At 56.3% G+C, this 22,548-nt stretch carries 25 protein-coding genes, 2 tRNA genes and 1 pseudogene; 16 read left to right on the top strand and 12 right to left on the bottom strand.

Translation table 11 applies throughout. The features are described from left to right. Nucleotides 1-7 precede the first annotated feature (7 nt). The 5 genes from Q0802_RS02560 (at nucleotide 8) to Q0802_RS02580 (ending at nucleotide 6,492) form a co-directional block, all read left to right on the top strand. Nucleotides 8-3,448: a pyruvate carboxylase gene (locus Q0802_RS02560; RefSeq protein WP_298913091.1), complete on the top strand. Its 3,441-nt coding sequence runs from the start codon at nucleotides 8-10 to the stop codon at nucleotides 3,446-3,448. A gap of 115 nt (nucleotides 3,449-3,563) precedes the next feature. Beyond that, the gene (locus tag Q0802_RS02565; protein WP_298913094.1) at nucleotides 3,564-3,944 is read left to right on the top strand and encodes a VOC family protein; all 381 of its coding nucleotides are present in this window, start codon (nucleotides 3,564-3,566) and stop codon (nucleotides 3,942-3,944) included. A 114-nt stretch (nucleotides 3,945-4,058) separates the two neighbouring features. Beyond that, a tRNA-Gly gene (locus Q0802_RS02570) sits at nucleotides 4,059-4,133 on the top strand. Between the two features lie 470 nt (nucleotides 4,134-4,603). Beyond that, a complete protein-coding gene (locus tag Q0802_RS02575; RefSeq protein ID WP_298913097.1) occupies nucleotides 4,604-5,476 on the top strand; it encodes a class I SAM-dependent methyltransferase in 873 nt (290 codons plus the stop codon). Continuing rightward, complete coding sequence (locus Q0802_RS02580) at nucleotides 5,473-6,492, top strand: glycosyltransferase family 2 protein (protein WP_298913100.1); 1,020 nt, start codon at nucleotides 5,473-5,475, stop codon at nucleotides 6,490-6,492. Before Q0802_RS02575 ends, Q0802_RS02580 begins: the two co-directional genes overlap by 4 nt. Before the next feature lie 1,571 nt (nucleotides 6,493-8,063). Here Q0802_RS02580 and Q0802_RS02585 read toward each other — a convergent pair. Further along, a complete protein-coding gene (locus Q0802_RS02585; RefSeq protein WP_366523292.1) occupies nucleotides 8,064-9,074 on the bottom strand; it encodes a lysylphosphatidylglycerol synthase transmembrane domain-containing protein in 1,011 nt (336 codons plus the stop codon). 4 nt (nucleotides 9,075-9,078) lie between these two features. Continuing rightward, nucleotides 9,079-10,131, bottom strand: coding sequence for a hypothetical protein (locus tag Q0802_RS02590; RefSeq protein ID WP_298913106.1), 1,053 nt, complete (start codon nucleotides 10,129-10,131; stop codon nucleotides 9,079-9,081). A gap of 345 nt (nucleotides 10,132-10,476) precedes the next feature. On the opposite strand from Q0802_RS02590, the gene Q0802_RS02595 reads away from it, so the two are divergent. Together Q0802_RS02595 and Q0802_RS02600 are read left to right on the top strand one after the other, a co-directional pair. Then, nucleotides 10,477-11,103 carry an N-acetylmuramoyl-L-alanine amidase gene (locus Q0802_RS02595; protein WP_298913109.1) on the top strand — a complete coding sequence of 209 codons (627 nt, stop codon included), beginning with the start codon at nucleotides 10,477-10,479 and terminating at the stop codon, nucleotides 11,101-11,103. Then, nucleotides 11,084-11,494, top strand: coding sequence for a hypothetical protein (locus Q0802_RS02600; RefSeq protein ID WP_298913112.1), 411 nt, complete (start codon nucleotides 11,084-11,086; stop codon nucleotides 11,492-11,494). Before Q0802_RS02595 ends, Q0802_RS02600 begins: the two co-directional genes overlap by 20 nt. A 13-nt stretch (nucleotides 11,495-11,507) precedes the next feature. Here the strand turns inward: Q0802_RS02600 and Q0802_RS02605 are convergent, their stop codons facing one another. From Q0802_RS02605 to Q0802_RS02615, 3 genes are all read right to left on the bottom strand, one after another. Then, nucleotides 11,508-12,275, bottom strand: a complete 768-nt coding sequence (locus tag Q0802_RS02605) for a hypothetical protein (RefSeq protein ID WP_298913115.1) — start codon at nucleotides 12,273-12,275, stop codon at nucleotides 11,508-11,510. A 110-nt stretch (nucleotides 12,276-12,385) separates the two neighbouring features. Next, nucleotides 12,386-12,730: a hypothetical protein gene (locus Q0802_RS02610; RefSeq protein WP_298913118.1), complete on the bottom strand. Its 345-nt coding sequence runs from the start codon at nucleotides 12,728-12,730 to the stop codon at nucleotides 12,386-12,388. Then, on the bottom strand, nucleotides 12,727-12,966 hold the full coding sequence (locus Q0802_RS02615; protein ID WP_298913120.1) for an Lrp/AsnC ligand binding domain-containing protein: 240 nt from the start codon (nucleotides 12,964-12,966) through the stop codon (nucleotides 12,727-12,729). The genes Q0802_RS02610 and Q0802_RS02615 overlap by 4 nt, the downstream gene beginning before the upstream one ends. A 140-nt stretch (nucleotides 12,967-13,106) precedes the next feature. Here Q0802_RS02615 and hisB point away from each other — a divergent pair, with 140 nt between their 5' ends. Both hisB and hisH read left to right on the top strand, forming a co-directional pair. Then, nucleotides 13,107-13,694 (top strand): imidazoleglycerol-phosphate dehydratase HisB, encoded by a 588-nt coding sequence (gene hisB, locus Q0802_RS02620; protein WP_298913122.1) that lies wholly within the window; start codon nucleotides 13,107-13,109, stop codon nucleotides 13,692-13,694. 1 nt (nucleotide 13,695) lies between these two features. Next, nucleotides 13,696-14,334, top strand: coding sequence for an imidazole glycerol phosphate synthase subunit HisH (gene hisH, locus Q0802_RS02625; protein ID WP_298913566.1), 639 nt, complete (start codon nucleotides 13,696-13,698; stop codon nucleotides 14,332-14,334). A gap of 21 nt (nucleotides 14,335-14,355) precedes the next feature. Here the strand turns inward: hisH and Q0802_RS02630 are convergent, their stop codons facing one another. Both Q0802_RS02630 and Q0802_RS02635 read right to left on the bottom strand, forming a co-directional pair. Further along, nucleotides 14,356-14,829 (bottom strand): hypothetical protein, encoded by a 474-nt coding sequence (locus Q0802_RS02630; RefSeq protein ID WP_298913124.1) that lies wholly within the window; start codon nucleotides 14,827-14,829, stop codon nucleotides 14,356-14,358. Between the two features lie 150 nt (nucleotides 14,830-14,979). After that, the gene (locus Q0802_RS02635) at nucleotides 14,980-15,366 is read right to left on the bottom strand and encodes a DUF2147 domain-containing protein (RefSeq protein ID WP_298913127.1); all 387 of its coding nucleotides are present in this window, start codon (nucleotides 15,364-15,366) and stop codon (nucleotides 14,980-14,982) included. Nucleotides 15,367-15,505: 139 nt separating this feature from the next. On the opposite strand from Q0802_RS02635, the gene hisA reads away from it, so the two are divergent. From hisA to Q0802_RS02655, 4 genes are read left to right on the top strand one after another with little or no spacing between them, the layout of a single operon-like run. Beyond that, complete coding sequence (gene hisA, locus Q0802_RS02640) at nucleotides 15,506-16,228, top strand: 1-(5-phosphoribosyl)-5-[(5-phosphoribosylamino)methylideneamino]imidazole-4-carboxamide isomerase (protein WP_298913130.1); 723 nt, start codon at nucleotides 15,506-15,508, stop codon at nucleotides 16,226-16,228. Between the two features lie 6 nt (nucleotides 16,229-16,234). Next, nucleotides 16,235-16,723 carry a DUF2867 domain-containing protein gene (locus tag Q0802_RS02645; RefSeq protein WP_298913133.1) on the top strand — a complete coding sequence of 163 codons (489 nt, stop codon included), beginning with the start codon at nucleotides 16,235-16,237 and terminating at the stop codon, nucleotides 16,721-16,723. A gap of 6 nt (nucleotides 16,724-16,729) precedes the next feature. Continuing rightward, nucleotides 16,730-17,491, top strand: a complete 762-nt coding sequence (hisF, locus tag Q0802_RS02650; protein WP_298913137.1) for an imidazole glycerol phosphate synthase subunit HisF — start codon at nucleotides 16,730-16,732, stop codon at nucleotides 17,489-17,491. Then, nucleotides 17,488-17,796, top strand: coding sequence for a phosphoribosyl-ATP diphosphatase (locus Q0802_RS02655; RefSeq protein ID WP_298913140.1), 309 nt, complete (start codon nucleotides 17,488-17,490; stop codon nucleotides 17,794-17,796). Before hisF ends, Q0802_RS02655 begins: the two co-directional genes overlap by 4 nt. 4 nt (nucleotides 17,797-17,800) lie before the next feature. On the opposite strand, the gene Q0802_RS02660 is transcribed toward Q0802_RS02655, so the two are convergent. From Q0802_RS02660 to rlmB, 3 genes are all read right to left on the bottom strand, one after another. Next, a complete protein-coding gene (locus tag Q0802_RS02660) occupies nucleotides 17,801-18,268 on the bottom strand; it encodes a CoA-binding protein (RefSeq protein ID WP_298913143.1) in 468 nt (155 codons plus the stop codon). Nucleotides 18,269-18,491: 223 nt separating this feature from the next. Then, a complete protein-coding gene (locus Q0802_RS02665; RefSeq protein WP_298913146.1) occupies nucleotides 18,492-18,806 on the bottom strand; it encodes a hypothetical protein in 315 nt (104 codons plus the stop codon). Between the two features lie 22 nt (nucleotides 18,807-18,828). After that, a complete protein-coding gene (rlmB, locus tag Q0802_RS02670) occupies nucleotides 18,829-19,605 on the bottom strand; it encodes a 23S rRNA (guanosine(2251)-2'-O)-methyltransferase RlmB (RefSeq protein WP_298913149.1) in 777 nt (258 codons plus the stop codon). Nucleotides 19,606-19,714: 109 nt separating this feature from the next. Between rlmB and Q0802_RS02675 the strand changes: the two genes are divergently transcribed. Continuing rightward, nucleotides 19,715-19,798: transfer RNA gene (locus Q0802_RS02675), tRNA-Tyr, on the top strand. A gap of 207 nt (nucleotides 19,799-20,005) precedes the next feature. On the opposite strand, the pseudogene Q0802_RS02680 reads toward Q0802_RS02675, so the two are convergent. Then, nucleotides 20,006-20,257, bottom strand: a pseudogene (locus Q0802_RS02680) (IS3 family transposase); the annotation flags it as partial. A 447-nt stretch (nucleotides 20,258-20,704) separates the two neighbouring features. On the opposite strand from Q0802_RS02680, the gene Q0802_RS02685 reads away from it, so the two are divergent. Continuing rightward, on the top strand, nucleotides 20,705-21,019 hold the full coding sequence (locus tag Q0802_RS02685; protein WP_298913152.1) for a hypothetical protein: 315 nt from the start codon (nucleotides 20,705-20,707) through the stop codon (nucleotides 21,017-21,019). A gap of 10 nt (nucleotides 21,020-21,029) precedes the next feature. Beyond that, nucleotides 21,030-21,452, top strand: coding sequence for an SDR family NAD(P)-dependent oxidoreductase (locus tag Q0802_RS02690; protein ID WP_298913155.1), 423 nt, complete (start codon nucleotides 21,030-21,032; stop codon nucleotides 21,450-21,452). A 113-nt stretch (nucleotides 21,453-21,565) separates the two neighbouring features. On the opposite strand, the gene Q0802_RS02695 is transcribed toward Q0802_RS02690, so the two are convergent. After that, nucleotides 21,566-22,507, bottom strand: a complete 942-nt coding sequence (locus Q0802_RS02695; RefSeq protein WP_298913569.1) for an IS110 family transposase — start codon at nucleotides 22,505-22,507, stop codon at nucleotides 21,566-21,568. Nucleotides 22,508-22,548 lie beyond the last annotated feature (41 nt).

Here is a 22,548-nt window from a genome sequence, read left to right on the forward strand (position 1 = left end):
GCCCTTCATGACCGAATTCCGCAAAATCCTGATCGCCAACCGTGGCGAGATTGCCATCCGCATCATGCGCGCCGCAAATGAGATGGGCAAGAAAACGGTCGCGGTCTATGCGGAGGAAGACAAGCTTGGCCTGCACCGTTTCAAGGCGGATGAGGCCTACCGGATCGGCGAAGGTCTGGGGCCGGTAGCGGCTTATCTGTCGATTGACGAAATGATCCGGGTCGCCAAAGCCTCCGGCGCGGATGCCATCCACCCCGGCTATGGTCTGCTCTCCGAAAACCCCGATTTCGTGGATGCCTGCGATCAGAATGGCATCACTTTCATCGGGCCGCGCGCGGAGACGATGCGCGCGCTGGGTGACAAGGCAAGTGCGCGACGCGTCGCCATGGAGGCGGGTGTGCCGGTGATCCCGGCTACCGAAGTGCTGGGCGATGACATGAAAGCCATCCGCGCTGACGCCAAGGAGATCGGCTATCCGCTGATGCTCAAAGCCTCCTGGGGTGGCGGCGGACGCGGCATGCGCCCCATTGAGGCCGAAGCGGAGTTGGAGGAAAAAGTGCTTGAAGGCCGCCGCGAGGCTGAGGCCGCTTTTGGCAATGGCGAGGGCTATCTGGAAAAGATGATCCTCCGCGCGCGTCACGTCGAAGTGCAGATATTGGGCGACAAACACGGCGGGATGTACCATCTCTATGAACGTGATTGTTCGGTTCAGCGCCGCAATCAGAAGGTCGTCGAACGCGCGCCCGCGCCCTATCTGACCGACACACAGCGCACCGAAATTTGCGATCTGGGCTACAAGATCTGCAAACACGTGAATTACGAGTGCGCCGGCACCGTCGAATTCCTGATGGATATGGAGACAGAGAAATTCTACTTCATCGAAGTCAATCCGCGCGTTCAGGTCGAACATACTGTCACCGAAGAAGTGACCGGCATCGACATCGTACAGGCGCAAATCCTGATCGCTGAAGGCAAAACCATCGCCGAGGCCACGGGCAAGCCGACGCAAGCGGATGTGCATCTGACCGGGCACGCCCTGCAAACGCGGATCACCACCGAAGACCCCCAGAACAATTTCATCCCCGATTATGGTCGTATCACCGCGTTTCGCGAAGCAACCGGTATGGGCATCCGTCTGGACGGCGGCACCGCCTATTCAGGCGGGGTCATCACCCGCTATTACGACAGCCTGCTGGTCAAGGTCACGGCCAAGGCGCAAACCCCTCAAGCCGCGATTGCGCGGATGGACCGGGCCTTGCGTGAATTCCGCATCCGGGGGGTCAGCACCAACATCGCTTTCGTCGAGAACCTGCTGAAACACCCGACGTTCCTCGACAATACCTACCACACCAAATTCATCGACCAGACACCGGATCTGTTCCAGTTCACACGCCGCCGTGACCGGGGCACCAAGGTGTTGACTTATATCGCGGACATCACCGTTAACGGACACCCGGAAACCAAGGATCACCCGCGCCCCGGCGCGCATGTCAAAGACCCCAAACCACCAGCCCTCAAGGCGGAACCCATGATGGGCACGCGCAATCTGCTGGAGCAGAAAGGTCCGCAGGCGGTTGCCGACTGGATGAAAGGGCAGCGCCAGTTGCTGATCACCGACACGACAATGCGCGACGGGCATCAATCCTTGCTGGCCACGCGGATGCGCAGCCACGACATGATTAAAGTGGCCCCCGCCTATTCCGCCAATCTGCCGCAACTCTTTTCGGTCGAATGCTGGGGCGGTGCGACCTTTGACGTGGCTTACCGTTTCTTACAGGAATGCCCCTGGCAACGCCTGCGCGATCTGCGCGCGGCCATGCCTAACCTGATGACACAGATGCTGCTGCGCGCCTCTAACGGCGTGGGCTACACCAACTATCCTGACAACGTTGTGCAGGAATTCGTGCGCGTGGCCGCGAACACCGGCGTCGACGTCTTCCGCGTGTTCGACAGTCTGAACTGGGTTGAAAACATGCGCGTGGCAATGGATGCGGTCATTGAGAGCGGCAAGGTCTGTGAAGGCTCGATCTGCTACACCGGCGACATCAATGACCCTGATCGCGCCAAATACGATCTGAAATATTATGTCGATATGGGCAAGGAGCTGCGCGACGCAGGCGCGCATGTGCTGGGCCTCAAGGACATGGCGGGACTGCTGAAACCGGCGGCGGCCCGGCAGTTGATCAAGGCGCTGAAAACCGAGGTCGGCCTGCCGATCCACTTTCACACGCATGATACCGCTGGGGTTGCCTGCGCCACGATCCTCGCGGCGGCTGAGGCTGGAGTAGATGCCGTCGATTGCGCCATGGATGCGCTCTCGGGCAATACCTCTCAGGCGACGCTTGGCACCGTTGTCGCGGCACTTAAAAACTCCGACCGCGATACCGGGCTGGACATGGCGGCAGTGCGCGAAATCTCCGATTACTGGGAAGAAGTACGCGGCCATTATGCTGCATTCGAGACCGGCATGCAGGCCCCATCATCGGAAGTTTATCTGCATGAAATGCCGGGCGGCCAGTTCACCAATCTCAAGGCGCAGGCGGCCTCTCTGGGCCTCGAAGACCGCTGGCCGGAAGTGGCCCGCACCTATGCGGATGTGAACCAGATGTTTGGCGATATCGTCAAGGTAACGCCCTCTTCCAAGGTGGTGGGCGACATGGCCCTGATGATGGTAGCGCAGGGCCTCACCCGTGATGAGGTGGAAAACCCCGAGACCGAAGTGTCTTTCCCCGACAGTGTCGTCGACATGATGCGCGGCAATCTCGGCCAACCCCCGGGCGGGTTTCCGGAAAGCATCGTGAAAAAAGTTCTCAAGGATGAGAAACCCAACACCGCGCGCCCCGGCAAACATCTGGCCCCGGCCGATCTGGAGGCACTGCGTAGCGAAGCATCCGACGCCATGGAGGGGCGTGTCGTGGATGACGAGGACCTCTCCGGCTATCTGATGTATCCCAAGGTCTTTCTGGACTATATGGGCCGGCATCGCATTTATGGTCCGGTGCGAACGTTGCCGACGCGCACGTTTTTCTACGGCATGGAACCCGGTGAAGAGATCGCCGCCGAAATAGACCCGGGCAAGACGCTCGAAATTCGCCTGCAGGCTGTGGGCGACACAAATGAAGATGGCGAAGTGAAGGTATTCTTTGAACTCAATGGCCAACCGCGCGTGATCCGGGTGCCGAACCGTCTGGTCAAAGCCACCACCGCACAACGCCCCAAGGCTGAGGTGGGCAATGCCAACCATATCGGCGCGCCAATGCCAGGCGTCGTGGCCTCTGTTGCCGCAACGCCAGGTGCCAAGGTGAATGCGGGCGATCTGTTGCTGACCATCGAAGCCATGAAGATGGAAACCGGCCTGCACGCGGAACGGGACGCCATCGTTAAAGCTGTGCACGTGGCACCCGGCGGCCAAATCGATGCAAAAGATTTGCTGGTCGAATTGGAATAGCAATTCGTTCGCGCCGGGAAGTTGCGTTGACGGGCGAACCGGTGGTGATGATGACGCATCTAACAATGAACCGGGCGGGGCCTGTGCGCCCCACCGACCATGAGGAGCCGGAGTTATGAAAATCGCTTCATTCTCCTTCATCGTGCCGGAATATGATCCTGCAATCCGGTTCTTTTGTGACGTGCTCGGATTTGAGTTGATTGCCGATATTCCTCAAGGCCACAAACGTTGGGTTGAAGTCCAAGCGCCGGGGGCCGAAACTTCCGTCATACTCGCCCGCGCCGACGGCAAGCGCCAGGAAACGATGATCGGGAACCAGGGCGCCGGCCGGGTCTGGCTCTTCCTTGAGACACATGATTTTGATCGAGATCATGCACGATTGCAGGACAAGGGCATCGTATTTGAAGAAGAGCCCCGCGCCGAAACTTACGGCAAAGTGGCGGTTTTCCGCGACCCATTTGGCAATCGTTGGGATTTGATCGAGAAATACATGTGACCCGGCCAAGCCGCCGATGAAACGGGAACAATCCGTGAGAAGTTTTTTACCTAATTGCGGTTTTTCCTCTTGCAGGGCGGAGACCGCAACGCTATCTCACAGCCACCGAAGGAAGCGGGCGTAGCTCAGGGGTAGAGCATAACCTTGCCAAGGTTAGGGTCGGGCGTTCGAATCGCCTCGCCCGCTCCAATCGGTTTCCTGCAAAATCAACTATGCAGACAGATGCTGCCATTCTTGTCAGCCTCAAAAACAATAACCCAATTATCCCCAACAGCTTGGCAAGTGAGCTCCGAAAGGCGGGGCCGCTGGCGGGTATGATGTGCGTGAATGACTTTCAGTCGTCGGCATGAGATCAAGTGTCGCTTGGCCAGCCATGGGCATCAATGTCAAATCATCAGCAGTCAAGATATCTTTGCTCTCCTAGGTCACGCCGCAAACCTCTGCTTGTCGTTAAGGAAACGGAAGTAATCTGCTGTTTAGACTGCGGAATGCGTGAAATTGAAAACGCGTCCGATCATTGTCTGATAACGGCCCCGAATTTGCCACTATACCGGTTCATACGATCATCAACCAGTCCTGTGGGCCCCAAGTACCGATCTCCGTTGGGTTACCCACAATAGAAACTGGCGCAGCAACGGTTAAGGGATGAGGTGCCGCGAATGAAAGATATGGATGTAAATTCGGAGTGGTTGATCGAAGACGCCGCCTGCCCGATGTGCGGCGGTACGGAGGCTGGGGAGACGCCTTATTCTCAACCCCCGTTCAAAGTTAAACGTTGCAAATCCTGCACGCTCAACTTTCTCAGCCCCCGTCTCGCGGCCGAAGAAGCCAACAGGTTTTACCAGAGTGACACCTATTTTTCAGGCGGCGACGGCGTATCCGGCTATGATGACTACGCAGTTCAGGAGCAGAGTTTGCGGGCAACTTTTCGCAAACTGCTCGATACAATTGAGGCTCAATGCGCGACAGGCGGCTCGCTTTTGGAGGTCGGCTGCGGACCTGGATATCTGCTGGACGAGGCACGCGACCAGTTCGACACCCTGTCAGGTGTTGAGCTTTCCGCCAGCGCTGCGAAAAGCGCGCGCCAAAGGACGTCTGCCCGGATTTACCTGAGTATCGACGAGATCGAAGACGCCCCGGCTTTCGATTGTATCGTAGCCACACATGTCATTGAGCACATTTATGAGCCCGTAGCGTTTGTCGAAAGCCTCGCCAAACGTTTGAAACCGGGTGGCAGCGTTATCCTTGCGGCCCCCCATATGGGAAGCATTTTCCGACGCATCATGGGGCGACACTGGCCGTCGTTCAAATACCCGGAACATGTCTCCTTCTTTGACGAAAAAACCCTACCGGATCTCTTTCGTCGCGCCGGGCTCGACGTGGTGGAACGCGTCCCTTACCCCCATGTTTTCCCCTTGTCGCTCGTGCTCGCGAAGTTTGGCCTTCGCGGTCCACGCTGGACAGACAGGATTAATGTCACCCTACCAGCAACAACCATCAGCTTCCGGGCACAGCATCGGAGCAATGGATGACAGATACGCCGCTGCTATCTGTCGTTATTCCTGCTTATCATGAGCAAGAAGGGTTGGTTGAAGCGCTTAATACCATCCGCCGTTTTGCGGATTCGCTGGGCTCGGTTGAATATATCATTATCGATGACGGCTCTACGGATGCGACCTGGCAGGTAATCCAGCAGATTTCATCTGGGCAAAGCAGTGTAACGGGCCTGCGCCTGTCCAGGAATTTTGGCAAGGAAGCTGCGATTTCAGCCGGTCTGAAAGCCGCCACTGGTGCCGCAGTCATCACGATTGATGCCGACCTTCAGCATCCGCCCGATATGATCCCGGAAATGTTCAGATGTTGGCAAGCCGGCGCCAAGGTCATTAACACAGTCAAACGCACGCGCGAAAACGAAGGGCCCCTGAAGGCCTGGATGACCCGGCGCTACTTCGACCTGTTCCACCGGCTCGCTGGCATTGACGTAGGCAATGCCTCAGACTTCAAGATGCTGGATCGCGAAGTGGTGGATTGTCTGAACGCCCTGCCGGAGAGAGAGCGATTCTATCGCGGCCTCGTCGGATGGCTTGGATTTGAACAGCGCACCTTGCTGTTTGATGTCGCCCCACGCGTCGCGGGTAGTGGCAAGTGGTCATCGACCAAGCTCATCCGTCTCGCACTGGATTCCATCGTCTCCTTCAGCACAACGCCCATGCATCTGATGACGTTGTTGGGGGCGGGCTTTGCGATCCTGGCAGCGGGCCTGAGTTTGCGCACTTTCTGGCTCTGGATGGCCGGGACCGCTGTCCCCGGGTTTTCCACGGTCATCCTGCTTCTAATTGTGGTTGGGTCGATCCTGATGATCGGCCTTGGCATCATTGGTATCTACATCGCGAAAATCTACGAAGAGGTCAAACAGCGCCCGGGCTTCATCGTTCAGCAGAGAGCGCAGTTTCCGGCGGCGCTGCCTCATAGCGATAAAGATCAAACGGACCAAGCCGAACCGGTTCCGCCGAGCGGGCCTGTACTTGTTCGAGAAGTGTCGCGCTGAGCGGCGTGAGATATTTATCCTTTCGCCTATGGACGACGTAAATTGGTGCAGCATCATCGAGTGCGCCCAACGTAGCGTGAACGTCCTCGTCCGAGCGTAGCCCCAACGGTGTGCCGTAGTACCGAACAGGGCTTGCACGCCCGGTCATAAAATTCAGCTCTGGATTCATCGGCAGTGTCATCAACAGCTCGTCAGGCTGTGCGTTGGTTTGGATAAAGTCGATGACCTGGCGATAGAGCGCTGCGTCATCGGGTTGAATGCGAAGACTGACGCCGGGTAGATCCGCCGCGACGTTCGATCTGCTTCGATACCCGTTCACAGTACCCGCCACGCCGCGTTCGAGCGGTTGCCCGGCTTGAAATATGAGCGCCCAGCCTGAAATGGCACCCAGGAAAATCAGGACAACCGGCGTTGGCCGTATCAAAAGCACGGCAAACAAAATCGCCGGAAGCACGAAGAAGAGATAGATCGGGATCTGGTAGTGCAAGGCCCCGAGGCCCCAGAAGATAGCCAGCATCACACTGGGCGCTACGGGCCGTCTGAGATAGAGGTTCAAACTCGCGACAATACCAAGGGATGGCACGCACAACACCAGAGCCAGCCATGCCGCGCCTGACAGGATCGGTACAAGATTCCCCGGCTCCGCTATGTTCTGCCAGGCCAGTTGTAGTATCGCCAGGAAACTCGCCTGTTCGATGAACGCCTGACCATTGATCAGCAGCGCGGTGAACAAGATATCATTCACCCAATGAGAAAACGCATCCTGAGACAGCGCGACAAGCGCAAGCGGTGCCCCGGCGGCCAGAAACCCCGCGACAACAAGCGAGACCGTCCGCCCGGTAAAAGACCAAGAGAACTGTGCACGCATCATGCCGATCATGAGAAGCAAGATTGGCCAGATACCAGCCCAGAGCACACCGAACAACTGCTGCTTGGAGATCAGGTAAACGGAGAGGCCCGCAACCGAGATGCACCCGATAACGAATGCAGGCAGCCGGGATTGGCCGGTCTCTCTCGAGGCTTCGCTTAGCAATACGGCAATCAACCCAAGGGCCAGGAAAACACCGCTCAGCTGCCTGGTAAAAAAGCAAACCCCAACGATGGCACCTGCCATTAGCAATCGCTTGGCCGACGCTTTCGGCATTTTTTCCAAGCATAGACACAGGCAGAAAAAGGCTCCGAGAGCGTGCCAATTGGCACTGGGGTTCGGGAATTGCACAAAGGAAAATGCCGCTACTGTGACGGTCCCGACAAGCGCAACCCAATTGCCGTGAGAACGGAGCAAAATGTAAACGATCATGCATTGCACGAAGCTGATGAACACCAGCGGGTATCGCAGGCTCAGCAAATCCTCGCCAAACATGCGAAATGCCCAGGCATTCAAAAGGTTGCCGTAGCCACCATGCAGATCAATGATGTCACGATGAATGATTGCGCCTGCATTGGCGCGTTGGGCGACATAGGCATAAACCCCCTCATCCACAGGCCACCAGAATTGGTCATGAAAATTGATCAGGATCGCAGAAACACCCGTCAAGGCAACCGCAAACGCAGCTAAATCGAGACGCGATTCACCCATTCTCGCCAGCTTGCGTAGCACCAAAAAGGCTGAGAGTGGCTGTTCCCAGTCCCGCCGCGATAACCTGGGTGAGCCCGAACAATAACGCCATCGCAATCGCCATTGATGCTGGAAGACCAATCATCGAGAAAGCTGCGACAGCGGCGATCTCCCGTGTGCCCCATCCGCCTACCGACACCGGAATCGACGCTGCCAGCAACACTGCCGGAAACAGGGCTAACAACTGAGCAACCGTCACCGCTAGGTCTTGATCTAAAATGAACGACCAGACAATTGCGATGGAAACAAGATGAGCGGCCACGGAAAGAGCCATGGAAGCGAAGAAAATGGGGCCATTGGTGGATGGCGCTACTGCATCTCGCATGTTGTCGCGCGGGGGGGCGAGACCACTTCGAGGGTAGGCCAACACGGCGACGCCAGATAGTAGCAAGCATGTTGTTACCACGATCCATAATGGAAGTATGCTTGGTTCGAGCAAGGCCCCAATCAACACGATAACGCCGAGAGATATCAGCCCGATTATCCGATCAAAAACTCCCACACGCATGGCAGATTTCAGCGTCAGGCCAAATCTGCGTACGAGCCAGATACGCCCTGCATCTCCCATCAGCGAGGTCGGCAATAGCATATTCGCCAACGTGGAGGCGAATGTGAGACGCGTTGCGTCCATGCCGCCAATTTTAGCACCCGAAGCACGGGCAATGATAATGAACCGCCATGATGCCAGCAAAATGATCACGACATGCAGTATGATCATCACAGCAAAGGTGGACCATGAGACAGCAATAATATGCGCCCGGACTTGTTTGAGATCGACCAAACCTGCGGCCAGAAACGCCAAGCAGGCGAGGCTGGCCAGTCGCAGACCGACACCAAATCGTTTGCTCTTTATGTCGGTGTCAGCGCGCGGCTGAAGTCTTTGCGCAAAGTTTGGAAGCGGCAATTCGTCTTGCCGCGATCCACCGCCTGCTGCGCCTTCAGACATAAGCCGCGCCTGTGTCATTCGATCAGCCTTCTAGATCGAGTGTCTTTTGCATCTTGGGTTTGCGCAGCTTCCAGATTTTGCTGTCGACCATATAGTGATGGAAATTGACAATCTGATAGAGCACGATCGTTGCCGACAGCCCTGCAAAAAACAACCAGTCGATGGTCCTTAAAACACCCCAATAGACAACACCGGTGATCGCCACGCAGGTCAGAAGGTAGAGCCACAGGCGCCCGGATTGGGAAATGTAGGACAAGAACTTGGCATCTGGATCAACGCCGCCGCTAAAACGTTTGTTGTTATACATCCAGACGAAGAGAATGTATTGCGCGTTGTGCCAGATATTGATCATCAACCAACCCAGGGTGATGTCGCTTGTCGCGATATAGGCGAGATAGAAGATCGCAAAATGCGTCATCATGTACATGGTGTGCACAATCGCCAGACGTCCTTCCGCGGTCGCTCTGACTCGCGCGATGAGCCAATAGATCAATAGCCCCATCGCGACATATCCGGAAAGATTCGCCAGAAGGGGAGGAACCGGAAACGACCAAAGCTCCATGCCAATGAATGTTGGATGCTGCTCCGCAGATCGGCTCAGAATACCAAATACCGGCACCGCGTAAAAAATGGCCTGATCCAGCCAACCGTCCTCATAGCTGGCCTCTCTATCCTTGCCGCGGTAAGCTCTTGAAATTCCCCAGCTTTGCCGAGTGTAGTGATACCACTGCCAATAGAAATAGATGGTCACGACGACCCAAAGCCCCGCAATCCAGACAACCCCCAGCGTGGCGACAATCACAATCGGCAACAACCCGACCATCAAGAACCGGTGTTCCTGGAAACTCTCTTTGTCGAAACAAATCCGCGTAAAGGTGGAGATGACATGGTGATACCCCAAAAACCACAGATCGATCACGAGGATGGGATAGAAAAGGCTTGGTTCAACCAGAATGACGAGGGCCGTTATACAGGATAAAGCCAGAAGCCCGAAGATGAATCCGGTATCAAATCGGGCGTTACGTATCCACGGTAATTCCGCGTATGATTGGGTGGGGACTGCCGTATCGGTCACTGCTGCTTTCCTCAAAATTTATTATTGTTAGCCTGACAAAGGTTTCGTTTTCGTATCCAAGGAAAATGGCAAGTTTCAGGCATTTAAACGGCAATTGTCATGTATTGTTCAGTCGTGTTGCGCGGCCCCGAGAGAGGCCGGTCGATAGAGCGATGCAGGAGTATATGCGAGCCCGAAAACCGCCCTGCGCCGCGTTTGGGAGGGTATTTCCGGCAGCGACAGTTTGTCCGACGACGGCCTTTGAAAGACCCTATCCACGAACGAACAAAGCACCGAAAATCAACCTTAACTTGATTTTTATGCGGAAAATTGGCAATATCTGGCTTTTTTTAAGGAGGATTTTTCATGGCCAGGTTTGAAATTGTACCGCATTTAAATTTTTTCAGCAGAAAGGAATGGGTCACGAATAACGTGTTACCCAGACTGGGTGGCAAAGTTGACCGCAATGATCGCACACATGTGTTCATCCACCACACGGTAACGCCGGATTCAGATAGCACACCCAACATCTGGGAAACGGAAGACGAAATTTTTGATCGGATGCGCAAATTGCAAGTCATCCGACCCACGCTTGGTCTGGATATTCCCTACAATTTCGTGGCCTTCATCATGGATAACGGTGATCTGAACATTTGCGAGGGTCGTGGCGAAGATCGCACCGGCGCTCATACAAAGGGTCACAACACACAGGCGATTGCGGTGTCTTTCGCAGGGAATTTTGAGGATCTCTCCGTCGATGGTGCTGATCTCAAAGGTAAGATGAGGCTTCTGTCTTTCTTCCTCGGTTGGCTTAAGTTCGACCCCAGTCACCCGGATTACGGACAGTTCAAGGAAATGAAAAACCTCGGCTCTCTTGCACCCAGCGGCAGAAAAGTATTTGCTCACGGCGATGTAAAGGCGACGGCATGCCCTGGTAGGAAAATCGTGCGCCACTTGGACGAGGTAGATTTTCTTGATCCCAAAAACGCGTAAATTTTTCGGCTGGGTCGTGTGCAGCGTCGTCCTGGGCACCGGTAGCATTCTCGCCGCAGACACCGACGTACTTGACGGTTACCGGGTTGTGGCCTTGCCGCAGATTGATCTTTCCAGCCAAACACCGCTGGCACTGGCGGATGATTTCCTAAGCTTTGTTGGCGTCGATATCGCCGAAACAGAAATGTCGTTGAGCGTTGAGAAGACGCCCAAAGGCTATCTCTTCGACTTCCATCTCAGAGGCTATCTTGACGACAGTCTTGCCGGCGAGAACTACCGGATGCTGGTGAAAAAACACGCATCACGTTACTTCGTCTCCCACGCCGGAGTTCAATATATCTGCGCGCGTGGCGCAAATACGACGGAACCGCAGGTGGCATACTGCCCCTAGACTCCCAATCCGATCAGCGCAGGCCCCGCAACGCGTCCGCCAAACGGTCCGCTGGTTCCACGACCGTGTTGAATTGAAGACGCGGATTGCCCTCAACATATTGCGGATCAAATATCGCAACATTGAAGAAGCAGGCGGGCAATGGGCCCTCGCCTGACGCCCCGGCGCTTGCACAGGAGGTGCTGCTGCCTGCGCGCACATTGAATGACGCACCAGACCCGATTTCGACCGCTACAACGCTGTTGGGGTCGGAGGCGTTTGCCCCGCCGATGCGCAGCTCAGAATCCTCGGCCCGAATGACCGATCTGACCAGAACCAATCGGAACGCCTGGTCCCGCGGGCGCAACAAGACATCCGGATCGGTGCCTTCTGTGACCATTTCAGTGACGTAGTTTGCCAGGGCGGTGACGAGGTTCTTGTAATCTTCACGTACCGCCGATTGCGCGGTGAACGCTGCCTGCGCTCCGACCTGCGCGCGAACCAGATCCTGATTGCTGCCAACCGGAATACCGCTGAGTTCGATTGCGGAAACATTTGAAGATGAGATATTGGCAGGTGCCGGGCTGCCGCCAACCGGCGTAAGGTTCAGCACGTCGAGAAAGCTTAACTCGTTGGTCGCCGTATTCCATAAAAAGAGCGAACCCGGCTCGAACAATCCAGCATTTTGCGTCCCCAAACTGCCAGCGTTCGAATACTGGAAATTGGCTGTGACGCGTTCTGCGGTCGTGCCGCACGCCCCCAGAGCCGCAAGAAGAGTAAGAAATCGCAAACTTTTGATCATGGAAAATTCCCCCTAAAATAGAACAACCTTAGGGTACATCTCCCGCGTCTGTCTAGAAAAACCGCGTTTGGGGCCCGTGTCGAAGCGACCGATTGCCCCCTACCCGCCAATCAATTGATTGGAAACTGCACAAGACACTGGTTGGCATAGCGTTCGAAATCCTCGAAAGTCTCAATAACATCGCGCCGGTCCCGCACGATCCGCAGCGCTTCCTTTTTCTGCCGCCACGTCCCGCTGACGTGACGATCCAGAATGCGGACCGTAATATCGAGCATGATCTCTTTTTCCGTTTCACCCAGACGACCCGACGATTCCAGCGCCACGGCCGTGAAGGCCAGCGTATTGGCACAGCGCAAAGCCGCGGCTTCCTGACCGCTGTAGGTTCGCTGCTCGGCGCTAACCGCACCGGCCCCGACCAACAATACCGTCAGGCCTGAAAGGAGGGCGCGTCTCAAAAGACTTTGAACGTCATGGTCGTCAAGGACCGTTCGATTCCTGTGATATCAAGCAATTTGTCGTTGATGTACTTGCCCACATCCTCCTCCTTGGGGATGTAGAGTTTCATAAGCAAATCGAAATCTCCACTCGTTGAATATAGTTCGGAGTGGATTTCGCGCAGCGCGATTTCTTCGGCCACACGGTAGGTTTTGCCGGGCGTGCAACGGATTTGAATAAAGACGCAGGTGGCCATGAATGCTCCTCGAACGGGCCTTGCGCCCTGCCCTTAAGCTGACATATCCGGCACAGGGGCTGCAATCCCGAATGTCGCGTCTTGGCCTGCTGTGACAGCCTGCTATAAGAGCGCGCGACAGCACTTGCCCGGAGGCTTACATGCGTAGCCACAAACTGACCCGCTCGACCGCCGAGACAGAGATCACCGTTGCGATCAATCTTGACGGGACGGGCACCTATGACAACCAGACAGGTGTTGGGTTCTTTGATCACATGCTGGACCAGCTGGCGCGCCATTCCCTGATCGACATGACCATTCGTGCAACCGGGGATCTGCACATCGACGACCACCACACTGTCGAAGATACGGGCATCGCATTAGGACAGGCGCTGAGTGCCGCTCTCGGCGACAAACGCGGTATCCGCCGGTACGGATCCTGCCTGTTGCCGATGGACGATGCGCTGGTGCGCACGGCGCTGGATTTGTCCGCGCGTCCCTTCCTGATCTGGAATGTGGATTTGCCGACACAGAAAATCGGCAGCTTTGATTGTGAGCTGATACGAGAATTCTTTCAGGCATTGAGCACCCATGGCGGCATCACGCTACATGTCGACCTGCTGCACGGGCTAAACAGTCACCACATCGCCGAGGCCGCGTTCAAATCCGTTGCGCGGGCATTGCGGGACGCGGTTGAAGTTGACCCGCGCAAAGCAGATGACATCCCCTCCACCAAGGGCGCTCTCTGACGTGCTTACCGCCATTATCGACTACGAAAGTGGTAACCTTCATTCCGCACATAAAGCCTTTGAACGGATGGCGCGTGAAACCGGAGCCGGAGAGGTTATCGTAACCGGAGACGCGGATGTCGTTGCCCGCGCCGACCGGATCGTTCTGCCCGGCGATGGCGCTTTTCCGGCCTGTATGGCGACGCTCAAGGGACACTCCGGCCTCTATGCGGCCATGATCGAGGCTATTGAAAACAAGGGCCGCCCGTTCATGGGTATCTGTGTGGGCATGCAATTGATGGCCACGTGGGGTCGCGAATATCGCGACACACGAGGGCTCGACTGGGTCGCGGGCGAGGTGATCAGAATAACACCGGATGACCCCAGCCTCAAAGTGCCGCATATGGGATGGAATGATCTGATCCTCGATACCGATCACCCTGTATTTGAAGGTATCAGCACTGGGGATCATGCCTATTTCGTCCATAGCTTTCACATGGCCGTCACGTATGCATCACAAAGGCTCGCGCATGTCGACTTCGGCACCGAGGTCACGGCGGTTGTCGGCACAGGAACCATGATCGGCTTACAGTTTCACCCCGAAAAAAGCCAGGCGACCGGCTTGCGCATGATCTCAAACTTTCTGAATTGGAAGCCGTGATCGCGTTCTTTGCAGCTCGAGCTAATCCACCGCCCGGGTGGGTGTCACCACCGGCGGGGCACCATAGGCCACGGAATTGCCATGCTCGTCCCGCAATGACCATCGCGCGGCGAAGAGGTAATAGCTGCGCGTTTCCCAACCGGCCTGATCACGTTGGAACCGTGGCCGCCAGGCCCCTTCGATCATCACCGGCAGGCGCACAGCATCGATGTCTGGTTTCTCTTCACCCATTTTTGCCGCAACACTAACGGCATGAGTGCGCAGGGCGCGCAATTGTCCCTCAAGCGGTCCGATCTCTTTCGTACGGCGACCGGCAAAACAAACTTCTATCTCGATATTGCCCTGAACGAATCCGCGCACGACAAGATCGTTGCGCGAGTTCCGCGTGGTCTGTGGGACGAGTTCCACAGCAATCTGACCGACCTTGTTCTTGAACAGGCCCGCGTCTTCATACTCTGGCGTCACTTCAGAGGCTGGTTTGCGTCGATGCGGCATTTATTGGCCCGGTAAGAGTTTGGACAATTGACCCCAGCAACCGCAAACGGCCGATGAGGCTTCGCCAATGTCTTAATGCATGACCTCTTAATGAAGCGTTGAACGCCGCATCATCATCATCGCCAACCGGACCCTCCCCAAAGCGGTCGGCTACTTCACCCGCGCCCAAGTCTGTTTGGAACAAAGCAGACCGCCGGCAATACAGCCTGACAGCTTCATCTGATCACCGTTCAAAGCAATCTTGCCGATATAGATCTTGTCGTTCGACGGGCGCCAGACCTTGCCGGTGTATTTGCCATTGCCCTGTGCTGCCATATCAATCACCAGGGTCTTGCCAATGTTGGGGGACGCATATTCGCCCGCCTCATTGAATGTACGGTCAATCTTGCCGCAGAAATTCGGGCCGCAGGGCGCGATCTCGACCAGCGCGAAAGCCCCTTCGTCTGCCTGGGTCTGCCAAGTGCCCTCAATGGGGTCCGCGAAGACGGCACCTCCCAGTGTCGCGAAAAGCGTCGCCATTATGATGTTTTTATTCATGATACATCCTCCTGTTGCGCGCAGCTTTGGAGATACTGTTTCCCGGCGCAAGTATGACCCTGCGTCGCGTTGCACTTTGGCATTTTAGCGTGCATGAAGCAGCCCATGTTCCGAGACCCTGCTATCGACTGGAAGCCCGATGATCCTCTACCCCGCCATTGATCTCAAAGACGGACAGGCCGTGCGGCTTGTGCATGGCGACATGAACAAGGCAACCGTTTTCAATGATAACCCGGCGGCGCAAGCAAAAGCATTTGTCGATGCCGGATGCGAATGGCTGCATCTCGTTGACCTCAATGGGGCTTTTGCCGGTACGCCGGTCAATGCCGCGCCCGTCGAGGCCATTTTGAAGGCCTGCCCGGTCCCGACGCAGCTCGGCGGTGGCATCCGCGATCTTGCAACCATCGAAGGCTGGCTCGACAAAGGATTGGCTCGTGTCATCCTTGGCACAGTAGCGGTCGAAAACCCCGATCTGGTTCGGGCTGCCGCCAAAGCCTTCCCAGATCAAGTGGCCGTGGGAATTGACGCGCGCAATGGCTTTGTAGCGACCAAGGGCTGGGCGGAAGAGACAGATGTTCAGGTCACCGATCTCGCCAAGTCCTTCGAGGATGCCGGCGTCGCCGCCATCATCTACACCGACATCCTGCGCGACGGGGCGATGGGCGGGCCCAATATCCAGTCGACAGCAGATCTGGCGCGGGCCGTAACGATCCCCGTCATTGCCTCTGGCGGCGTGTCGTCGCTGAAAGATCTCATCGCCCTGCGCGATTGTGGCGCAGATTTGAATGGCGCAATTTCCGGCAGAGCGCTTTATGATGGGGCGATCGAACTCGAAGAGGCGCTTGCCGCCCTGAAAGCGTGACCCAAAATGGCACCACAGGTTAACAAAACAAATCTGCCGACGGAAAGCCCGCTGCACAGACGGGTTGCTCCGGGCGATTTTCTGGATTGCTACAAAGTCGTCAGCAATCTGACGGCACCAGAAGCCGCTGAGATCATTGTTAACTTCCCAAGTTGGGCAAAAGCCCTTGTTTTGCTGCGCAATATCGTCGTCGCCCCTTTCGGCCTTCTGAACGATGGCCCCGGCGCCGTTCAGAAGTTCGGCCCCTTCCCGGTCGAAAGCATGTCCGAGAGCTCGGTGGTTGCGGGATTTGACGACAAGCACCTCGATTTTCGGGTCAATATTCTGAGTGTGAAGGGCGACGTTTACCTGGCCACCTGGGTTCATCCGCACAACATCGGCGGCCGCCTTTATCTGAAAGCGATCATGCCATTCCACATCCTGATCGCACGAAACGCTTTGATGCGTGTTGCGACCGTCGACAATCGAGACCAATATGATCCCTTGCCCGAATGATCTGACATGCTGAAAACCCGCATTATTCCCTGTCTCGACGTCGCTGACGGACGTGTGGTCAAAGGCGTGAATTTCGTCGATCTGCGTGACGCCGGCGACCCAGTGGATGCCGCCATCGCCTATGATGCGGCAGGCGCAGACGAGCTGTGTTTTCTCGACATCACCGCCACCCATGAAAACCGCGCCACGATGTTCGATGTGGTCACCCGCACCGCTGAGCATTGTTATATCCCCTTGACCGTGGGCGGTGGCGTGCGCACGCCCGCCGACGTCCGTGCCCTGCTTTTGGCGGGCGCTGACAAGGTTTCTTTTAACTCTGCGGCCGTGGCCAACCCGGATGTGGTGGCGCAGGCCGCGGATCAGTTTGGCAGCCAGTGCATTGTGGTCGCCATTGATGCCAAAACGGTCGCCCCTGGAAAATGGGAAATCTTTACCCACGGCGGCCGCAAGCCAACCGGCATTGATGCCGTGGCCTTTGCCCGAACGGTTACAGAAAAGGGGGCAGGCGAAATCCTCCTGACGTCGATGGACCGGGACGGCACCCGTGCGGGTTTCAACCTGCCCCTGACGCGCGCGATCGCGGATGCGGTGCCCGTTCCGGTGATCGCGTCAGGTGGCGTCGGCACCCTGGATCATCTTGTCGAGGGCGTGACCGAAGGCGGTGCTTCGGCGGTGCTTGCCGCTTCGATCTTTCACTTCGGCGACTACACAATCGCGCAGGCCAAAGAACATATGGCCGCCGCGGGTATTCCCATGAGGCTGACATGACCCTTGAAGATCTGTTCCAGACCATTCAGGCGCGCAAATCTGCCGATGCCACAAGCAGTTGGACCGCGCAGCTTTTGGCCAAGGGACCAGAAAAATGCGCGGAAAAGTTTGGAGAGGAAGCTATCGAGGCGATCATTGAGGCGACCAAGGGTGACAGGCAGGCACTGACATCGGAAGCCGCCGACGTTCTCTACCATTTGCTGGTCATGCTGGCATCGCGAAATGTCCCCCTGGCAGATGTCATGACCGAACTTGGACGCCGACAAAACCAGTCCGGGCTTGCCGAGAAAGCCGCCCGGGATTGAGCCCTTACAACTTGGACGAAATGATCCCAGTCGCAAATCCGCCCATGCGCAACTCCCCAAAGAGCCGCTGATACTCGATCTTTGGGCACCGGTCCTGAATGACCGTCACGCCACGTGCCTGCGCTTTTGAGGCGGCGTCGGCATGGGCCACCCCGATCTGCATCCAGATCGTTTGCAAGGACGGAAACATCTCCAGAGCCTCATCAACAATCGGAGGAACGGCCTCGGAGCGTCGGAAGATGTCAACCATATCAATCTCTTGATCGACCTCTGACAAGCTGGCATTCACCGTACGCCCGAAGAGTTTCTTACCGGCATGACCCGGGTTGATGGGAAAAACCTCGAAGCCCTTCAAAGTAAGATAGCGGGCCACGTAGTAACTTGGCCGCACGGGATTCATGGACACCCCGACCACGGCAATCCGCCGGGTTTTTGTGAGCACGTTTTTTAACAGATCGTCAGGATATTGCATGGGGTCGACCCTATCACTGTCACTCTATGGAAAAAAAGAGCGCCCGATGCTTTGAGGCAAGGGGCGCGAAGAGGTACGGAACGAGGGACAGTCTTGAAAATCAACGAGCGTTCCGGGCTCATTGATGTATCTCGTAAGTAAGCGCTCTGGAGCGCATATCCAGACTGTCTCGCAAATCTGTGAACGAAGCGTTAATTGAAGCGGGCGAATTGCCCAAACATCGTCAGTCAAAGATGTCCTCGATGACGTCAAAAGCCTCTTCCATCAGGTGCTGCATAAAACCCTTGCGTCGTTTCCGGTATTTTTTGTGGGATTTGTGTTTTTTGTATTTTTTCCGGGTGTCGCGCAGCTCAGTATTGCGCACGGCCGAGGGTTTCACCAATTCCTGCTTGCCGGGATGTGATTGCGGCAGGCGTTTGAGTTCATGCAAAGGGGCGCCACAACTAGAACAGGTCAGTTCATGGCGATTCCTGCCCAGCACCAGAGCAGCGCGTGTTCCGCAATAGCAGCAAGTGGCGATCTTAGTGGAATAACCCATTCAATGTCCTTCGTCCCAGCACTTACAAAGATGCTCTACTAGCATATAGGGCAATTGCTGCGGCATTTGAGACGTTGAGCGATCCGAATTGCCCTGCCGCGTCAATCCGCACCAGGGCATCGACCGTTTCCTTGGTTTTTTCACGCAAACCTGGCCCTTCTGCGCCAAGAACAAGTGCCACGGGGTGGTCGCGTTTGCCGTCAACCGCCGCCTCGATCGACTGGGTGGCCTCCCCATCCAGGCCCAGCACCAGATAGCCCATGCCCTGCAAAGACTTGATCGCATCCGCAAGATTACGAACCCTCAAATAGGGCTGTCGTTCCAGCGCGCCGCTTGCCGTTTTCGCCAGTGCACCCGTCTCCGGAGCAGAATGATGGCGCGTTCCGATGACAGCTGACGCACCGAGGACTTCTGCGGATCGCAAAATCGCACCGACATTATGCGGGTCCGTGACCCGGTCCAGCAATATCACGCGCGGCGAACGCGCGCCGATGCAAACATCCTCCAGACTGCCCCAGTCAAGCGGCTTCACTTCAAGGGCGGCACCCTGATGTACCGAACCGGGATCAAGAGGCGCATTGAACTTTCTGGGATCAACCACCTCGGGCGTCACGGCGGCCGTCTCGATGGCATCCAACAGCTTATTTTGGGCGTTCAGCGTGACGATCAGGCGTAGCTTTTCGCGGGTTGGATTGACCAGAGCATCCCGTACCGCGTGCAATCCGAACAGCCAGACCGTCTCACGGGTCTGGGCTTTCTTGCCCTGCTCTTTTTGAACAACCCACTTTGGTTTTTTCATCTTTCAGGTCCCAATGCTGCCCGCGTCAAAAAGGTGGTGATTTCGCCTTGACGCCTCTTGGCACCGCTTGTAATCACGCCACCACCGCTGATGCAATGCAAAGCGGCGTGGGCGACAGGCCGCAAGGTGTGGCAGGGGACTGTAACTCCCTCGCGGAGACGCACGCCTGGTTCGATTCCAGGGTCGCCCACCATTTCTTCAAAACCAATGACTTAGGCTGCATGGACCGCCGGTGGTCCACAATGGTGGGACACATAATGCGCCTTTCATCCTATACCTATGCCTCTCGCCACAGAATTTTTACTTCCGTTTTCCGCAACCAAGTGGAACTACACCCAGCCAGACAGCGATCCCACTTGAAGGTTTCGATGGGTACTCGCAGCCCAGTTGCGGCAAGGTTTGTCGCTGCACGTGCCGTATCATCGGTAAGACGCTTCTTGCCGGCTTCGAGGAACTCCTTGGAGCAGCTGTAATACAAGCTCTGGGCAATAGCCTCACGACGGCACAGCTCGGCAATGCAATACTCACCCTTTAGGCCACCCAACACGATCCTCATCTTCTCTTCGGCAGAATACTGTTTGCGCGTCACAGGGCGAATATCTTTGACCACTTTCTCGCTGTGGCTCTTTCGTGTCCCGGGCTTCTGTCTCATCTCCACTCATTGGTCGTTACGATGTGCCAGAAACCTTCTCTTATCAAATCGCCCTAAACTGTCCCATTGGTGCTGAGGTCAGACAAGGCGCCGATTTCTTCTGCGAGCACGATGACCATTGATACATCTGTGCACCAACCGGGCGAAGCAGCAAAAAAAATAGAAGAACACACGGGCCTTTAGCATCGATTACTGCATATCATGAACAAGTTTCAGTGCCAGCTCTTCGAAGAGCGCTTCATACTTTTGAAACCGAGGCAAGTTTTCGTGCCAGAGTGCTTAAGGACAGCTACAGGCACACAAATGGATTTGTCAAAATCCCGTTGGGAAGCTCGTCGGATACTGAGATCGAATTAAGGCTTCATGTCTGGCTACGGGCAGTCCAAGCTTGCCTGCCTCCTGTTCGGTGACGAATTGGACCGCCGTCTTCGGGCGTCCAGGAAGGTGATGAAGTCGCTGACGGTACATCCCGGCGGGTCCGATTCCGGTTTGTTCCAGGATCTGGACGACGCCTCGAGCGAGGCGATGAAGGCGCGAGTCGAGCAACTGCTGCATTCCAACGAAGACGCTGCCAAGCCGTCTCTGATCGCCGCCCTGTCTGATGAAGTCGGAGGCGGGGATTACTTTGGCCCGACAGGTCCCGAAGAGAAGAGTGGCAAGGTCGGCGTCGCAATCCGTAATCCAATCTGCGACGATCATGATGTGGCCAAGCGTCTCTGGTTGCTCTCGGAAGAGATGACCGGTCAGGCATTTCCTGTCTGAGGGCGAAGCCATGCATGACAATGGAAAGAGAGTTGCCCTTGTGACTGGCGCGTCCAGCGGCATCGGCAAGGCCACTGCAGAAGCGCTCGTCAAGGAAGGGTACGTCGTCAATCCGGTCGCGCGCCGGGTCGAGATCATGGACGATCTGAAAGCGCTCGGATGCACCCCGATCAAGATGGATGTCACCAAAGAGGAAGACGTCGTCGCAGTGGTCGAGCAAATCACGCGCGATCATGGCGGCGTCGACATTCTGGTCAACAACGCGGGTCTGCCGGTTTATGGATCGGTCGAGGAGATCGACATCGAAAAGGCGTGTGTGGATGGCTCCTGCATTGCAAGAGATTTCTGTGGTTGCGATGGTCTGTCAGTACAGTCGTGTGTCCGGCCTGTTTGCGTGGCGGTTGCCACTGGCCCTGATGAGTTCCGCAAGTAAGGTTCCTATCGGCTAATCGACGTCGTAGGCCGCGGCCTTGGTCGGAGTGTCCTTACTCTTGGTTGACTTCGTTTCGCATCATCACATCAAACGTCTTGCATCTCTTGGCAGGATCAACCGATCGGCTGCCGATATTCTTCTCCCTTGGTGAGAATTGCCCAGATGATCCGGGCGGATTTGTTGGCCATTGCGACGGTGGCGAGCCTGAAGGGCTTCTGGTCGAGTAATTTCGCGGTCCAGATGTCAGCCTTCTCAGGCTTGTTCCTGGCCATGAGCGCGCGCGAGGTCATTCCGACGATCAGCAGCTTTCGGATGTACCGGTCGCCTTTCTTGGTAATGCGCCCAAGACGTTCTTTGCCGCCGCTGGATTTGTTCAGCGGCGTAAGGCCCAGCCATGCCGCCAGATCGCGCCCGGTTTCGAACTGTTTCGCATCGCCAATGGTGGCGACAATGGCCGAGGCCGTAATTGGTCCGACCCCTGGTATGCGCATCAACCGCCGTGCATCTGCATCTAGCCATGCGTGCTGCTCGATCAATTTGCTCAGCCCGTCGATACGCGCATTGAGACCATTCAGCTGATGGCACATCACACCGAGAATGCCGTCCGCGATCTCGGGCATTTCCAACTGCTCTTCAGTGCCGTGGTCCCGGGCAAACTTGGACACAGCCTCAATGCCCGTTGGCAGGATGTGACCGAACTCACGGAGTATGCTTCGGATCATGTTCACGACCTGAGTGCGCTGTCTGACGACCAGATCCCGCGCTCGATGGATTGCAAGAACCGCCTGCTGGTCTTCGGACTTGATCTCGACAAAGCGCATGGTTGGTCGACGCACAGCTTCACAAATCGCCTCGGCATCTGCCGCGTCAGTCTTGCCGCGCTTCACGTACGGTTTGACATAGGCTGCTGGCATGAGCCGAACGTCATGGCCGAGTTCGCGCAGCTTGCGTCCCCAGTGGTGAGATGATCCGCAAGCCTCCATTCCCACCACACAGCGCGGCAACGTCTCGAAGAATGCGACCAGCTTCGCGCGTTTGATCTTCTTGTTGATTATCTTGCGTCAGGTGGCTGAAACACAGTGCACCTGAAAAACGT

This window comes from uncultured Roseobacter sp. (assembly GCF_947495275.1).
Taxonomy (GTDB): domain Bacteria; phylum Pseudomonadota; class Alphaproteobacteria; order Rhodobacterales; family Rhodobacteraceae; genus Roseobacter.